This is a genomic window from Pararhodospirillum photometricum DSM 122, assembly GCF_000284415.1.
Classification (GTDB): Bacteria; Pseudomonadota; Alphaproteobacteria; order Rhodospirillales; family Rhodospirillaceae; genus Pararhodospirillum; species Pararhodospirillum photometricum.
Genome location: NC_017059.1, coordinates 970,588 through 986,250 on the forward strand (window position 1 = coordinate 970,588; position 15,663 = coordinate 986,250).

Consider the following 15,663-nt stretch of genomic DNA (forward strand, 5'->3'; position numbering starts at 1 on the left):
TCGTCAATGGGACGGCTGATAGGGCAAGGAGCTGTGATGCAGGTTGATGCGCAGATTGCCCTTGGCGTCGCGGGTATAGCCGAAGGTGTATTCGACCTTGACCGGATCCCCCTTCAGCGGCGTGAAATAGTAGTTGCCCATCACCAGGGCCTCGTCATCCTTGAGGACCATGGCGTGGTTTTCGAAGCGAACGTTGGTCCAAGGGGCCAGGGCGAAGCCATGATCCTCGGGGTTGCTGCCCTTGACGAAATAGGACAGGGCCTGATCACGGGTCTCGCGGAACTGATCCTCGGCCGCCTTGGTCGGCTTGAACAGGACCGGCCCCAGGCCATAGCCGTAGAGGGTGTCGAGGTGGTGAGCCGCCGCCTTGACGGCCGCGCGATGGCTGCGCATCGACGCCTTGCCAATGGCAACGATCCCATCGCCCCACGCCTTCTCGGCCGCCAGAACCTCGGCCTCGGTGATGGGGGCGGCAAAGGCCGCCGGAATGTGCAGCATCAGCAACAGCCCGGCCAGGGCCGACAACACGCTCCTGAAGCTCATGGGCAAACCTCCAGAAAAAAGGAAGACGGCCTCCTGCCAAAGGCCGATTCGACCCCCGGGGGAAGCGTGTGAGTGACCGAAGGTCCAGGCTTCGGTCCTTCATCACTCTTTTGCTTGCCCCAGACAAAAGTCAAGACTGGAACCGATCTCAAGTGCCCCCCCCTTCCGCCCTAACCCTTAAGAGGGAAACGCGCCCCGTCTGGACAACCCCGAGCCCGCTTGCTACCCAATTCACTGGGTCATTCCGCCGCCACAGGAGTTCGAGCCATGCCGCAGACCAAGCCGCTGGTCATTGTTACGCGCAAACTGCCCGACCCCATCGAAACGCGCTTGATGGAACTGTTCGACGCTAGGCTGAACCTGGACGATCACCCCTTCAGCCGCGACGAATTGAGCGCGGCCATGGCCGAAGCCGACGTTCTGGTGCCGACCCTGACAGATCGCCTCGACAGCGCCGTCATGGCCCAGGCGGGACCACGCCTGAAGCTGCTCGCCAACTTTGGCGCCGGCACCGACCATATCGACATTGCCAGCGCCCACCAGCGCGGCCTGACCGTGACCAATACCCCGGATGTGCTCACCGAAGACACGGCCGACATGACCATGGCCCTGATCCTGGCGGTGCCGCGCCGATTGACCGAGGGTGAGCGTCTGGTGCGCGAGGGCAAGTGGACCGGCTGGACCCCCACCTTCATGATGGGCCATCGCCTGTGGGGCAAGCGCCTGGGCATCATCGGCATGGGCCGCATCGGTCAGGCGGTGGCGCGCCGCGCGCGCGGCTTTGGCATGACCATTCACTACCACAACCGCCGGCGCTTGCATGAAAGCGTCGAGCAGGGCCTGGAGGCGACCTACTGGGAAAGCCTGGACCAGATGCTGGCCCGCATGGACGTGATTTCCCTGCACTGTCCCCACACCCCGGCCACCTACCACCTGCTCTCGGCCCGGCGCCTCGCCCTGTTGCGCCCCCACGCCTATCTGGTCAACACGGCGCGCGGCGAGGTCATCGACGAGAATGCCCTGGTGCGCATGTTGAGCAAGGGCGAACTGGCCGGCGCCGGCCTGGATGTGTTCGAGCACGAACCGGCGATCAACCCCAAGCTCCTGACCATGGACAACGTGGTCTTGCTGCCCCACCTGGGCTCGGCCACCTTGGAAGGCCGGGTCGAGATGGGGGAAAAGGTTTTGATCAACATCAAGGCCTTCATCGACGGTCATTGCCCGCCCGACCGGGTGTTGCCGGGCTTGTGAGGCCTGGAACACAGCCCTTGTGGCGGTCAGGGAAAAGACCGCCACATCCTCTCGCTTGCCCCCTGCCCGGACCTGGGGCCATGCATTGGCTCGCCCAGGGGGACTCAAACCGTACACGTTTTTCGGGGTTGCCCCTTGAGAAGCGTAGGAAGCCACCGACCTTCCTTGACGACCGCAGGAAGCCAAAAAAAACATACTGGTCTTCCCTCACCCCTCAATTAACGGGCTCCTCGACGTTTCAAGTGGATTTGATGATGCCGCCGAGGGGTGCGGCGATGAGGTAGATCATGGTGATGAAGGTGTGGACATTGCGGTAGCCGCGCGCGCTTGCGCGTGCTGCCTGGAAGATGCCGTTGAGGGCCTCCATGCGGGCGTTGCTGAAGGTCGAGGCCCAGCGTCTGAGGATACGCTCGGCGTGCTTCTCTACGGTTTCGACGGCGGTCAGCACCGGGGCCAGCAGCGGCCCGCATTGGACCTTGTCACGGGCATGACAAAGGAAGTGCGAGAGGCGCCAGCGTGCGGCCCTGGGGCGTCGTGGCTAGGCGGACCCAGCGCAGCTTCTCCTTGATCTGCCAAGCAACGGCGGTCAGCAGGCCCCCGGCCTTCAGTTCGGCCAAAGCCGCTTCCTGCTTCGGCGTGAGATTGCTTTCCCTGGCCTTCAGCACGGCCCAGCGGACGGCGGCGGGCATCTTGACCATCCGGACCTCGGCCTTGCGCACGTCGTCGAGCGCCGTGGTGAACAATTGGACGACGTGGAACCAGTCAACCGTCACCGATGCCTCGGGAAAATTCTCGTCCACCACCGCCAGGAAGGCGGGGGACATGTCGCAGACCACCTCGACGACGCGGCCCGGCTTACCGTTGTGGGTAGCTAGGAAATCCTTGAATCGGCTGACGGTCTCCTTGCCTTTGCCGGGCGTTGGCGAACACCACCGGCCGCGAGATCCGGTCCATGTCGATGAAGATGGTGACGTCGTTGTGGCCCCTCTTCGAGGCGGTCTCGTCGAAGGCCACCGCCTTGGCGCCGGCGAGATCGAGCCGACCCAGCGCCTGCCCGACGTAATGGCCGATGATTCGCCACAGCCGTTGGTCGGTGATCGCCATCTGCCGCGCTGCCGCCTGCACCGGCATCTCGCGGGCCAGCATCAGCGCCACCTCCTCGAACAGCAGCGTAAACCCGCTGCCCTCGCGTGCCCACGGCACCTGCACCCGCTTCACCCCATGCTCCGGGCAATTGGTGCGCGGCATCCGTGCCGTGATGAAGCAGTGGTGCTGGAAGAAATGCAGATGCCCCCAGCGGAATTCGGTGAAATCGTGCGCCTTGCAGGCCCGGCCGCACTCCGGGCAGGCGAACAGCGATCCCCGATCCGCCTCCAGGCGCAGGTGTAACTCGTGGGGCTGCGTCTCCGTCTCCAGGTCCTGGCTCACCAGACGCCACGGCGGCGTTACCCCGAGACCCAGCGCCAAAATCTCTCCCACATCCATCGCTGCCCCCCCCTAACACGCGGGGGAAAGGTTATCTGATCACGTCGCAGCCTTCAGCCGAATTCCATTTGCCGCGTCGAGGAACCAATTAACGCAAAACGTCTTGTTTCTTGGTTGCAGCGTGGCCTCTCCCCATTCTCTGGGACGAATTTTCTTAATTTTTGCATCTCTAGATTGTTAAAAAATTCTTGCCGCCGCCGAGGCAGAGAAAAAATCAGCTTTTAGTTGATTTTTTTGTTTGCTATTTTTGAAAAATAAACCATTGAACTAGCGGTCTTAAAAAAGTACAATTTTCATGTTGCTACCTCTTTAGTTGCCACCCACCCCTTGGGCCTGAGAAGGTCAAAAAGTCCGACTTCAATAATGGTGACGTCGTGACAGGTCGTTTATGAATATGACACCGTAGACGTTACCACTGGACTCTCAAATAGCGAGATGACAATGGAAAACTATGGAATTAGAAAATCAAACATTGAGACTCTAGCCAAGCTTCTTTTTGATAGAAAAAAAACGGGAAGAATGCCAGTTCTTCTGATTGGCTCTGGAGTTTCTATTGAATCAGGAGGACCAGATGGTTACGGCTTGATGGAAAGCATCCTTAGATCTTATCCACCAACCGAAAAAGATTGGATTGACGTCATTAAAGATTTTACCCCTGGAATAAAAGAACATGATACTTCCAGTTTGATCAGGGATTTCACTGACTACTTGAACCGCTTATCAAGCGGAAAAAAATTAACAGATCAAAAAAACATCAATTACTATTATGAATTAGTCTCAAGCCTTTACAATTTAACAATAAGCAGGCGCTCAATTCAAGAAATATATGGAATATATCATGAATATCTTCAATATCATCGCCCATCTATCGGGTATGAATATTTCGGTAAACTTGCAAAGAAAGGGTATTTTGAATGGATTGTCTCAACAAATTTTGACCCGTTAGTCGAAGAGGCTTTTGCTGATGCCAAAATTCCCCAGCACGATATGATCTTGCTCACCAGAAAAATGAGCGACCCCAATGAAATTGCCTTGTTCATCAAAAGTGATTTTCATAACCCTCCGCTGAAATTATTCAAAATTCACGGGGACCTTAGAACCCGAAAGATAGATGCAACCAGCGAAACAATTCAGCGGTTTGACCAAGAAACTGAGATTGAATTAGAAAAAAATCTTGTCTCTCTTGTCAACAGAAGGGACCTTGTCGTTATTGGCCACAGCCTTCGGGACAACAATATTAATAAAATTATAAGCAAAGCATGTATTTCTGAAAATCACGTCAACAAACTTAACTCGATTTGGCTTCTTACGATGCCTGAACACGAGGTTTTGTCTAACGCTTCCCTAAAAAAAATCGATTCAGAATACAAAGATCGCAAAAGCGGTGGCATAAATTACATATTGGACGATGAAACCGAAAAAAGAAAAACAATAACGACAGAACATCCAACGATAGCGATGAAATAAAAAAAACAACTACTCAGAATTACTATTTTGACAAGTGCATGAAAGAACTATATAAGAGAATCATGCGCCTAGAAAAAGATGAATACACGAACAAACCTCGCCCCCTTCACGATTTTACAACGATACATTTTACCTGCGGCATGACACCCAATAAAAAACAATTGATGCATCTCGTTGTTGCGCCAAAGCACCTTGGAAACCCCCGCGACGCTACAACCCTTAACGACTGGCTCTTCTCAAGCGAGTGCTTGAAGGATGGTGTTGCAAATTTTGATAGAAATATTTCTCCAATCTACTTCTCTCACCTCTTGGACCCACTAAACCTTTATCTTCTCCAATCCGGGATGGCACGACAACGGTCGAACGCGACGGTCGCGCCGACCATGAGCGATTTTCCCTCAATTTATTTGCCCTTCGTGCGCGAAGTCTACCTTCGCTCCTCAGAAAGCGAGGGATTTTCTAAAGCCCTCCTCCTCGACACGGTGAATACAAAAAAAGGAATTAGAGCATTAAGCCAAGCCCTGCGTGACATCTACAAAGATCGTACCCAGCCTCTCTCCGTATACATAGACCCGTCCCGCGCTCCGCAAGAAGAAAATTTTATGCGCAGCCAAAACTACACACAGATGGGGCAAGGCGAAATTGACCTGACACCAATTCTTAGGTCAATGACTATTCTTGCTGGTCACCCAAAATACATGAAATTCGCAAACACCGCCAATGAAGCTGATGTCACCCTGAGTTTTACCCCGCAAGACGGCGACATCGCTATTCCGATTTATCGCTTCATCCCTGTTATTACAAAGGACACCTCCACCTGGACAAAGATGAAGCGCTCTGAAGAAGACGATGCCATCTTCTTGACCGTTGGCGGCCCTGAACACAACAAACTTCTAGAGATGTTTATCGCCCTTCACCGGTGGGGCAGTGGGCAAACAGTGATGAGCCAATCCAATCACTTCGACATGCAGGATTGGGAAGGCATTGATAGCGCCGTCATGCTGCATACCGAGGCGTACGTCGGGGGAATTATGCGCCGCCTGCGCCAGGATGAGGCAGAAAATAATGTCGAGCGCAAGCGCAGTGGAGATGGAGCATTCCTGATCAACTTCACCGCCCCGTTAGATATTCTGGACCCTGCCTTCCCCCAGGAAAATCCGGAGCTCCGCGGCAAATCTATCAAGGTGGTGGCGGTGATCGGCATGTCGGCCCGAGGCAGCGTCACGGGCCTCACCTACGTCGCCTACAATACAAGATATAACTTCGAGGCTAATTCCGCCAACATCCTCGATCTTCCTGGATATCAAACAACAGCAGAAAATAACGTCGGAAGCACATTTCCTATTGATTACATCCGCCGCATCCTCAAAGGAGAAAAAATTGGGACCGCTGACTGGGATAAACCTTTACTAGCAGAAACCATAGAAGATGAACCTAAAGAAATTATTGCCCGCCTTGCCACACGCTTGAATAGTTCTGTCTTTAATTTGCTTGGGCAAGAGAAACTTCATTTTCCAGAATTGGCAAGGGGCGACACCCATGCTATGTTGATGACCCTGATTGCTGAGAGGTTTTTCATCAAAAAGCCATAGCAGAGTTTCTCGCCAGCATGCTTTCCCTTATTGCTATTCTCTTGATTATGGCCGCCGGAGCTTATCTCCGGCGGTACCAAGAAGCTCGGGTGATGCCTTGGGCGGGAGTTTTGCAGCAAAGCACTCTATTTTTTTTGACACTTTATACGATTTGCCTCTTTTCCCACCCTCTTGCTTCCTCTGACCTCTGGTTACTTTTGACGATTGGATTTTCGCTGCAAGCGGTCCCAAGCCTTCTTGGCTTTTCCCTCCTAAAACAAAAAAAATCTATCGGCCGTGATTTTATAGAATTTTCTACTTACGGAGGGGGGAACCGAGGAGTTCTTCTCCTTTCGCTTCTTGAGCCGCAATGGCTCCCCATTTTTATTGGAATTGACTTAGGTAACTTTATATCTCTTCTGCTACTTTTCCCCATTCTTGCCCGCAGGGGAGAGCAAGGGGAGACCTCTCCTGCGCGACAAACCTTGATGAAATCGTGGCGGCAAGCGGCTATTACCATGGGTTGCGTCGGCCTCGGCTTGTTCCTGGAGACAGTCAACGTCCCCGTCCCAGCGCCCCTAGAGACAATACTGAAGGTCCTTCTCACCACAAGCATCGCCTTACACCTGGGCTTACACTTTAGCCCACGCCTCGTCGCTCCCGGCCGTCTTTTGAGACGTCTCCTCGGAGTCCGAGCGGTCGGCGTGGGCATCACCGTCTTTGCTTACACTGTCGGAGCGTTTTTCCTTGGAGGTTCCTCGACTCCCGCCATTTGGGCGACATGCTTGATTTTTTTAATTTTGCCGACGAGTTCGATCGCACCGATGTTTTTGTCGCCTGGAGCGTGGCGCGACCAAGTCATGGCGAATGTGATTGCGACCTCCACGGTGTTTATCGCCCTTCTCCTGGGGCTTTCCGGCCTCAAGATCATTGCATCCGTATTTTTTTGAGTTCGTCGTTGATAGATGCGCACCCTTTACGGGAAAAAATCACACTACTGTCGCATCGACAGTCTCTTCCCTCCCTTCGTCCGCGATTGTTTAGGGGTGGACCCCAAAAGTATCATGGCCGCTCTGCTTGACGAGAACATTGATGATATCGACCACCCCCTCCGCAAAAGGCAGAGGTGAAACATATTTCGCCACGGATTTTACAGCATCGCAGGCATTCTCAGGCGCGGCGGGATATCCGACACGAGTCAAGAAAGGAATATCTCCCGCACTATCACCAATTCCAAGCATAAACTGCTCATCAATTGACGTGAGCTGTGAAAGCCAGCGCACCCCAACCCCTTTATCAATGCCAAAAGGCGTAATATCGACAGCCGTTGTTGAATGATTAACCGAAAAAATAGATTGATCAACCATGTCTTTAACAACGTTATACAACTCAACTACTTTCTCTCTCAGTGAAAATTCTTCTCCACCATCCTTGGATATTGGATTAAGGCTAATGCACACTTCTTTCCCTGGCTCCACCTGAAAAGTGATGCCCGAGAGATGTCCATCTGAAAATTTTTCGCGCATTCTATTGATTTCGTGAAGAAAACTTGGACGAATCGTTGGATGAATTAGGATTGTATCCTGATCAGGCTTATAAATAACGGCACCATTTTCACAGACACACGGCATTTTTACCCCCAGCAACTGGGAAAGAGCCTCCACATATGGCTGAGGCCGTCCCGTGCAAAAAACTAGAGGCGGCAACCCCATCTTTACCAGCCCGTTATTATAATCGCGTAATAATTTTAAAGAATCTATATCGATTGAACTTTTCTTACCTTGCGTCAAACACCCATCAATATCTGCGACGACAAGGCTAATTTTGTTTTTATCATAACCGCAGGTATGCATCGAAATATCCTTTTTGATGCGATTTGACATTCACCGCCAGGTTAACTTCACACTCTTACTTCCTTTGCCCCCTTCTTGGGCTATTGCTCTTCTACGTCCAGATCCGAGCATCGCCAGGGCAGCTAGGACGCATAAAACTCCGGCCATAAAAAACGGCGGCAGGGCGCTGCCATAGAGCGTGTGACTGAGGCCATCGCCATAAGCGGCACAGCCCTCCAGTTGGTCGCTGGCAAAGACCTAGCCAAACACCAGATTAGCCAGTTCGCCGAAGCGATCGTCGGTCAGATTGACTGCTAGGAAACGCCCCCAGTCCAGAGCATAAGACATGGGAAACAAGGACGGGCTCGCCAAGCCGGAATCGGTAAACGGCGGGTACGGCAACGACAAGCCGCACAAGCCGTAAGACCAAAACTCGGTCATGAACGAGGAGCCCAGCCCCCCAGCGCCGATCACCCCAAGGGCAACACTAGCGACAGGCCTGAGCCCAAAGCGTTTCATGAACGCAGCAGCAAAGGACCCCATCAAGCCATACAGAAGCAGGCGCAAGGCGAAGCCCGAGAACAAAATGGCGGTGTCCGAGCCGTAATGAAGGTCGGCCCGAGCAAACAGGGCAGCAACGGGGGACAGGTGATGGGGCATGTGCCCTCCTAGCCGGACGAGCCCCGGTTCAGGTGAAAGCGATCGACCTCGCACGATTGCGAGCCCGCCGCCTCGATGCAAGCCCCAAAACGCAAAAAACGCCCCGAAGGGCGTCTTTGCCGGCACTTTTGTTTGAACTGGAGCGGGTGATGAGATTCGAACTCACGACCCCAACCTTGGCAAGGTTGTGCTCTACCCCTGAGCTACACCCGCAACAGTAAAAACATCGTGGCATTTGGAGCGGGTGATGAGATTCGAACTCACGACCCCAACCTTGGCAAGGTTGTGCTCTACCCCTGAGCTACACCCGCACTCCCCGGCTAGCCCAGACCGGACCACGTACTCTTCAGAACAGTTGGAGCGGGTGATGAGATTCGAACTCACGACCCCAACCTTGGCAAGGTTGTGCTCTACCCCTGAGCTACACCCGCACCCGTCTGTTCTTCCCGCTTTGGCGCCTTGGAGCGGGTGATGAGATTCGAACTCACGACCCCAACCTTGGCAAGGTTGTGCTCTACCCCTGAGCTACACCCGCATCCGCTGCGCCCGAGACAACCCTTTGGAAACAAAGAATTCCTTCGTTTCGACGGGGCTGCCGTCGTCGGTGGAGGCGGATAATAGCCATCGGCCTGAGGAACGCAAGCGCTTTTTTGGGAAATTTTGGCGGCGGCTTCCGGGCGCGGCTTCCCTGGACCGATGTCCTGCGCTACAGACCCCTCAGAGGGCATCAGGGAGATCACCATGAGTCTGCTTCGCGCCATCACCACCGTGGGCGGCTACACGCTGCTCTCCCGGGTCGCCGGGTTTGTCCGCGACATCATCATCGCGCGCTACCTGGGGGCGGGCGCGGTGGCCGACGCTTTTTTTGTCGCCTTCCGCTTTCCCAACTTGTTTCGCAGTCTGTTTGCCGAGGGGGCGTTCTCGGCGGCCTTCGTGCCGTTGTTCGCCGGCGAGGTCGAGGCCCAGGGGCGCGACGCGGCCCGGCGCTTCGCCCGCGAGGCCTACACCGTGCTGGCCTTGCTGCTGGTCGTGTTCGTCGCAGCGATGGAGATCCTCATGCCCTGGGCGATGATCGCCCTGGCCCCGGGCTTCGCCGACGTGCCGGGCAAGATGACCCTGGCCGTCGAGTTGTCGCGCATCGCCTTTCCCTATCTCCTGTTCATCTCGCTGGCGTCCTTGCAATCGGGGGTGCTGAACTCGCTCGGACATTTTGCCGCCGCCGCTGCCGCCCCCATCTTGCTCAACCTGACCCTGATCACCGCCTTGCTGGGCTTTGCCGACAGCGCGCCAACGCCGGGCCACGCGCTGGCCTGGGGAGTGAGCGCGGCGGGCGTCTTGCAATTCGTTTGGCTGGCGGTTCATTGCCGGCGCGCTGGCTTGCCGCTGGGCCTGACCCGGCCCCGCCTCTCACCGCTGGTCCGCCGCCTGGGTCGGCGGGTGGTGCCGGTGGTGTTCGGCTCCAGCTTGTATCAAGTTAACCTACTCATCGGTACCGTGCTGGCCTCGCTGGTCAGCGACGGCGCGGTCAGTTACCTCTATTACGCCGATCGGGTCACCCAGTTGCCGCTTGGCGTGATCGGCATTGCCGTGGGCACGGCGCTGCTGCCCTTGCTGTCGCGACAACTCAAAGCCGGAAACATAGAGGCGGCCCTTTGGAATCAGAACCGCGCCTTGGAGGTGGCCCTGCTCCTGACCCTGCCGGCCGCGGCCGCGTTGATGGTGCTGGCCACCCCGATCACCGCCACCTTGTTTGAACGCGGCGCCTTCTCGCCCGAGGACACCGTGGCCACCGCCGCCGCCATGGTCGCCTTTGGGGCGGGGTTGCCGGCCTTTGTGCTGGTCAAGGTCCTGACCCCGGCCTTTTACGCCCGCGAGGACACGGCAACACCGGTGCGCATCGCCGCTGTCGCCATGGCGACCAACATCGGCCTCAACGTCGCCCTGATGGGCCCCCTCGGGCATATCGGCATCGCCATCGGCGCCAGCGCGTCAAGCTGGCTCAATGCGGTTTTGCTGGCCGTGGTCTTGCACCGGCGCCGGCTGTTTTCGCCCGATGCCCGCCTGGGAACCCGCCTGCCCCGGATCGTGGCGGCGGTGGCCGGCATGGGGGCCCTTTTGTGGGGCGTGATGGACCTGCTGGAGCCCCTGAGCGCCCATGGCGATCTCACCCGCATCCCCGCCCTGATCGTGCTGATCGCCGCTGGCGGCTTGGGCTATGGCGGGCTGGTCTTGCTGCTGCGCGCCACCTCCTTGGCCGACCTGAAGACCGCGCTGCGCCGCTAAAGGAATCGTGGGGTCTGGGGAGGCCGCGCCTCCCCGGCCTTCTTTTTTTAAGGCTGGGGAGGCGCGGCCTCCCCAGACCCCTCGATTCTCTATTAATTAGGCAACGCGCATGCCTTCCAGAAAGCGCTGGACCATCCCGCGGAGGGCCTGGGCTTCGCTGGTCAGGCCGGTGGCGGCGTCCAAAACGGTGCTGGCCGTGGAGCTGGCGCCGCGCGCCGCATCGTTGACCCCGTGGATGGTCGAGGAGACGCGCTCGGTGCCGGCGGCGGCCTGATGGACGTTTTGCGAGATCTCGCGCACCGCCAATCCCTGTTGTTCGATGGCCTGGGCGATGGTCGCGGCAAACGTGTCGATCTGACCGATCACGCTGGCAATGGAGCCGATGGCAAGAGCCGTCTCGCTCGATATTTTCTGGATCCCGGCGATCTGGGTAGCGATCTCCTCGGTGGCGCGGGCGGTCTGAGTGGCCAGGGTCTTGACCTCGCCGGCGACCACGGCGAAGCCCTTCCCTGCCTCGCCAGCGCGGGCCGCCTCGATGGTGGCGTTGAGCGCGAGCAGGTTGGTCTGGCTGGCAATGGAGTTGATCAGGTCCACCACTTCACCAATACGCTGGGCCATCTCGGTGAGGCTTTGGACCTGATGATTGGTGGTGCTGGCCTGGGTCACCGCCTGACGAATGATTTCGGTGGACCCCGAGACCTGCCGACTGATCTCGCCGATGGAACAGGTCAGCTCCTCGGTCGCCACCGCCACGGCCTGAACATTAGCGGTGGCTTGTTGCGAGGCCACGGCGACCTCGGAGGCCCGCGCGCTGGTATCTTGGGCAATGGACGTCATGGTGCCGGCGGTCTGAGTCATGCGCCCGGCCGCATCGGCCACCTTGACCAAAACGGTGGACACGTGGGCATCAAAAGAGGTGGTCAAGTCGGCCAAGGTGGCGGCCCGCTGGGTGCGTTCCCGTTCCAAGGTCTGTTGCCGCTGGGCCAGAGAGCGGGCCTGGATCAGGCCATCGCGAAACACGGCCAGGGCCTGCACCATTCGCCCCACCTCATCTTGCCCGGTGTGGTCGGGGAGCGGCACCTCGAGATCGTTGTGGGTCAGGCGCTCCATGACGTGGGACACCTGATTGAGAGGACGAACGATATAGCGCCGACTGACCACCAGAGTGAGACCAATCCCGGCGGCGATACTGACTACAGGTACCGCAATTAAAAGAAGAAAGACCCGAGTCTCCGAGGCTTTCATCTGCGCGAGAACGCTGGCAGTCTCCTGGGCATTGGCCTCGGTAAATTCCTTGAGATATTTGTTGAAGGCGGCACGATTGCTTCTATTGGCGTCGTTGTCGCCAAAAACACGGGCCTGGGCCGTGGACTCTTCGCGAGCCAGTCGGACCAGTTCGGTGCGAAAGCGGATGAAGGCCTGGGCCTGGGTGTTCATTTCCTCGAACTGCGCCAAGCGCTGCGGCGGCACCAGGAGCCGCCATTCATCAAGGCGTTTTTGAATTTCTTCCAGGTTGGCCAGAAGGGGTTTGCCAAATTTTTCGGCCGCGGCCCAGTCCTTGGACATGTAGATGCCCCGGGAATCCATGACCACGGCATAAACCAGCCCGTTCACCCGTTCACTGACCAGGGCCCGGGCCGCCGTATTGGTCATGTGGTCGGCGGTCTGGCTGTAGTGGTGGGTGGAGACCCCCCCAATCCCGGCGACCACCAGCGAGGCCAAGGACAAAAGCCCGACGATCAGACCGATCTTGCGGGATATGGACAAGGAAGCGAGCGTCATCGAAGGTCCCTCCTTCGCATTCTGCAACGGCGTATGGCAGAAAAGATCTGTTCCTTAGAACAGATAGGCGCCGGGCACCTCGAGCACAAGGCACTTCCGCCAGGGCAGGTGCTCTTTAGGCCGTTGCATACTGCAACAATCGAGAGAAAAAAGGAGGGATTTACAGGAAATTTTTGTTGCTCTTGGCAAAAATAAAAAGGCTGGGGAGGCGCGACCTCCCCAAACCCCTCGGCTTTTTAGGGGAAGCGCGGCCGGTGCTCGACGCGCACGTCGTAGGCGGCAACGGTTTTTTCAGGAGCGAGCGCCAAGCCCATCCCCAGTTGGGTCAGGGTCATCGGCTCGTCCTTCGCCTGGGCCGACACGGCCAGAGAGCCCGGCGCCAGCAAGAAGGCGTCAAGGGCCGTCACCAAGCGCTCGGCCAGATCGGCGCCCACGGTTTGGCGCAAGGAAGGGGCGAGTTGGGTCCGAAGGAGTTCCAGAAGTTCGGATCGCTTGAGATCCCCCTCGGCCAGCAGGACATCGAGATAGGCGGCTGTCAGCTTTTCGGCCTCGGCCCCCGCGCTGAAGCCGCTCAAACGCACAGCGTCGAGCAAGCGCTCGGGCCGCTCCAGGGCCTCCAGCACGGTCGCTAGAGTCAGTCCGTCGAGGGTCACGCCCCCCGACACCGCCCCCACGTCACCGATCTCGGCCCGCAGGGGCCCAAGGCTAAGGCGGCGGGCCTCGTCGTCGATGGCATGGGCCCAGTGCACGGAGACCTTGAGGGACTCCATGGCATTGGCAGCGAAAAAGGCCTGATGACGCCGGTCGAGCAGACTGACGGGCAGCACGGCGCCTTCCAGGTCGAACGTCAGTCGGGTCGGAACGCCCAAGCGGCTGTCCAGGTCAGCCAAAGCCAGACGGTCGAACACCAAGCCCAGATCCCGGGCCTGCCCCTCCACGCCCTCCAGGCGAAAGGCTGTCACCCCCAAAGTGTCGAAGGCTGGCTTGTCCTTGACCAGGAGAGCCCCCTGGGTCTGGCGAGCCCAGGCGAGGGCGCGCGGGGCATCGAACCCCACCAGGGACAGCGCGTCGATGCGGGCCTCAGCTTCGGGATCGCGCACCCGGATATCGTGCACATCAAGCTGCCCCAAGCGCCCCTGGCTCACCCCGGAGATCGTGACCTCGCCCACCGCCAGGGCGCGCTGGTGGGTGGGTTGATCGACGGTCAGCCCCTCCAGGCGCACAGGCCCCAGGTCAAAGGCGGCAAGTGCGGCCGGATCCAGGGCCAAAGGATCGCGGGCTTCCTTGAGGGCGCGTCCAAGGGCCTTGATACGGTCCAGATCGAGGTCTTCCCCCTGGGCCCGCAGCAAGCCACCATGCACACTGCCCTCGGCAGACGTGCGGGTGAGACTGACCTCGTTCAGCGCCAAATCAAGCGAACGAAGGTGCTTGCCCGCAAACCCCGGGTCGGAGACGACAACGCTGCCCAGACTCACCTCCAGATGGCGCCCCTCATCGGTGAGGCGCACCCCACGCAAGGTCAGAGCCAGGGCCGCCGGATTGACCGACAAGGCCTGATAGGTGAGGCTGGTCCCCGGGGGGAGGGAGCGCTGAATCCCGGCCAGAACCTCACGGGCCTTTTGCTCGCCCACCCAGCGCCCCCCCCCATAGACCGCCCCGCTGGGGCATCGCCCCAGGCGGGGCGCGGGGCGGCAGCCCCGCCTCGCCGAAGCGAAGCGCCCCCCCTCGGCCTCAGGGCTGCTCGAACAGCGGTGTCGAGAGGTAGCGTTCGGCGAACGAGGGGAGGATGACGACGATAGACTTGCCCTTATTTTCCTCGCGCTGGCCGAGTTCCAGGGCGGCGGTGAGGGCGGCGCCGGAGGAGATGCCGACGGGGAGGCCTTCGAGGCGGGCGACGGCGCGGGCGTTGGTAAAGGCAGACTCGTTGGCGACCTTGATGATTTCGTCGATGACCCCGGTGTTGAGAATATCGGGAATAAAGCCGGCGCCAATACCTTGGATTTTGTGCGGGCCGGGCGCGCCGCCCGACAGCACCGGGCTGTCCTCGGGTTCGACGGCCACGACCTTGACCGAAGGCTTGAGGGCCTTGAGCACCTCGCCGACGCCGGTCAGGGTACCGCCGGTGCCGACACCGGCCACCAGGATATCAACGCCGCCTTGGGTGTCTTCCCAGATTTCGCGGGCGGTGGTGCGGCGGTGGATCTCGGGGTTAGAGGGGTTTTCAAACTGTTGGAGGATCAGGGCGCCCGGAATGCTCTCCACGAGTTCTCGCGCCCGGGCAACCGCCCCCTTCATGCCCTTGGCCGCCGGGGTCAGTTCGATTTCCGCCCCCAGGTGGGTGAGCATTTTACGCCGCTCGATGGACATGCTCTCGGGCATGGTCAAAATCAGGCGATACCCCTTGGCGGCGCAAACGAACGCCAGGGCAATGCCGGTGTTGCCCGAGGTAGGCTCCACCAAGGTGGCGCCCGGCTTTAGCCGGCCATCGGCCTCGGCGTCCTCGACCATGGCCAGACCGATGCGGTCTTTGACGCTGGCGAGCGGGTTAAAGAACTCGGCCTTGCCGAGAATCTGAGCGCCAACGCCATGGTGAGCGGCGAAGCGGGACAGGCGAACCAGGGGCGTTCCCCCGATGGTATCGAGGATGCTGTCGTAGACGCGGCCCCGGGTGAAAACCGGCTCGTCGGAAGTGCTCATGGTCTTGTCCTGTCCCTTGGCGTGAAACCGTGCGGATCAACCCACATGAGCCGTATATTTATGGAACTGATCGGCCGCCGTCAATCCCCTTG

11 protein-coding genes, 4 tRNA genes and 1 pseudogene are annotated in these 15,663 nt (G+C 58.4%); 5 read left to right on the plus strand and 11 right to left on the minus strand.

Annotation, left to right across the window (positions count from 1 at the left end; translation table 11 throughout):
- Window positions 1–3: 3 nt before the first annotated feature.
- On the minus strand, window positions 4–543 hold the full coding sequence (locus RSPPHO_RS04280; protein WP_041794141.1) for a lipoprotein: 540 nt from the start codon (window positions 541–543) through the stop codon (window positions 4–6).
- 267 nt (window positions 544–810) lie between these two features.
- On the opposite strand from RSPPHO_RS04280, the gene RSPPHO_RS04285 reads away from it, so the two are divergent.
- Entirely contained in the window at window positions 811–1,794 is a 984-nt protein-coding gene (locus tag RSPPHO_RS04285) for a 2-hydroxyacid dehydrogenase (protein WP_041794144.1), read from the plus strand.
- Window positions 1,795–2,032: 238 nt separating this feature from the next.
- Here the strand turns inward: RSPPHO_RS04285 and RSPPHO_RS04290 are convergent.
- Window positions 2,033–3,279: pseudogene (locus tag RSPPHO_RS04290) on the minus strand (ISL3 family transposase).
- A gap of 441 nt (window positions 3,280–3,720) precedes the next feature.
- Here RSPPHO_RS04290 and RSPPHO_RS18695 point away from each other — a divergent pair.
- The 3 genes from RSPPHO_RS18695 (at window position 3,721) to RSPPHO_RS19695 (ending at window position 7,267) form a co-directional block, all read left to right on the plus strand.
- On the plus strand, window positions 3,721–4,746 hold the full coding sequence (locus tag RSPPHO_RS18695; protein WP_157879081.1) for an SIR2 family protein: 1,026 nt from the start codon (window positions 3,721–3,723) through the stop codon (window positions 4,744–4,746).
- Between the two features lie 62 nt (window positions 4,747–4,808).
- Window positions 4,809–6,338: a hypothetical protein gene (locus RSPPHO_RS19690; protein WP_157879082.1), complete on the plus strand. Its 1,530-nt coding sequence runs from the start codon at window positions 4,809–4,811 to the stop codon at window positions 6,336–6,338.
- A 17-nt stretch (window positions 6,339–6,355) separates the two neighbouring features.
- Window positions 6,356–7,267 carry a hypothetical protein gene (locus RSPPHO_RS19695; RefSeq protein WP_157879083.1) on the plus strand — a complete coding sequence of 304 codons (912 nt, stop codon included), beginning with the start codon at window positions 6,356–6,358 and terminating at the stop codon, window positions 7,265–7,267.
- Between the two features lie 90 nt (window positions 7,268–7,357).
- Here the strand turns inward: RSPPHO_RS19695 and RSPPHO_RS18700 are convergent, their stop codons facing one another.
- The 6 genes from RSPPHO_RS18700 to RSPPHO_RS04325 form a co-directional block, all read right to left on the minus strand.
- Entirely contained in the window at window positions 7,358–8,170 is an 813-nt protein-coding gene (locus tag RSPPHO_RS18700) for an HAD family hydrolase (RefSeq protein ID WP_157879084.1), read from the minus strand.
- A gap of 237 nt (window positions 8,171–8,407) precedes the next feature.
- On the minus strand, window positions 8,408–8,809 hold the full coding sequence (locus RSPPHO_RS04305; RefSeq protein WP_014414052.1) for an MFS transporter: 402 nt from the start codon (window positions 8,807–8,809) through the stop codon (window positions 8,408–8,410).
- A 138-nt stretch (window positions 8,810–8,947) separates the two neighbouring features.
- Window positions 8,948–9,022, minus strand: a tRNA-Gly gene (locus tag RSPPHO_RS04310).
- A 23-nt stretch (window positions 9,023–9,045) separates the two neighbouring features.
- A tRNA-Gly gene (locus RSPPHO_RS04315) sits at window positions 9,046–9,120 on the minus strand.
- Between the two features lie 45 nt (window positions 9,121–9,165).
- A tRNA-Gly gene (locus RSPPHO_RS04320) sits at window positions 9,166–9,240 on the minus strand.
- A gap of 29 nt (window positions 9,241–9,269) precedes the next feature.
- Window positions 9,270–9,344, minus strand: a tRNA-Gly gene (locus tag RSPPHO_RS04325).
- A gap of 206 nt (window positions 9,345–9,550) precedes the next feature.
- On the opposite strand from RSPPHO_RS04325, the gene murJ reads away from it, so the two are divergent.
- Window positions 9,551–11,092: a murein biosynthesis integral membrane protein MurJ gene (murJ, locus tag RSPPHO_RS04330; RefSeq protein WP_041794161.1), complete on the plus strand. Its 1,542-nt coding sequence runs from the start codon at window positions 9,551–9,553 to the stop codon at window positions 11,090–11,092.
- A 96-nt stretch (window positions 11,093–11,188) separates the two neighbouring features.
- Here the strand turns inward: murJ and RSPPHO_RS04335 are convergent, their stop codons facing one another.
- The 3 genes from RSPPHO_RS04335 to cysK form a co-directional block, all read right to left on the minus strand.
- Window positions 11,189–12,874, minus strand: coding sequence for a methyl-accepting chemotaxis protein (locus RSPPHO_RS04335; RefSeq protein WP_051013650.1), 1,686 nt, complete (start codon window positions 12,872–12,874; stop codon window positions 11,189–11,191).
- Between the two features lie 236 nt (window positions 12,875–13,110).
- On the minus strand, window positions 13,111–14,505 hold the full coding sequence (locus tag RSPPHO_RS04340; RefSeq protein ID WP_014414055.1) for a hypothetical protein: 1,395 nt from the start codon (window positions 14,503–14,505) through the stop codon (window positions 13,111–13,113).
- 100 nt (window positions 14,506–14,605) lie between these two features.
- Window positions 14,606–15,571 (minus strand): cysteine synthase A, encoded by a 966-nt coding sequence (cysK, locus tag RSPPHO_RS04345; protein ID WP_014414056.1) that lies wholly within the window; start codon window positions 15,569–15,571, stop codon window positions 14,606–14,608.
- Window positions 15,572–15,663 lie beyond the last annotated feature (92 nt).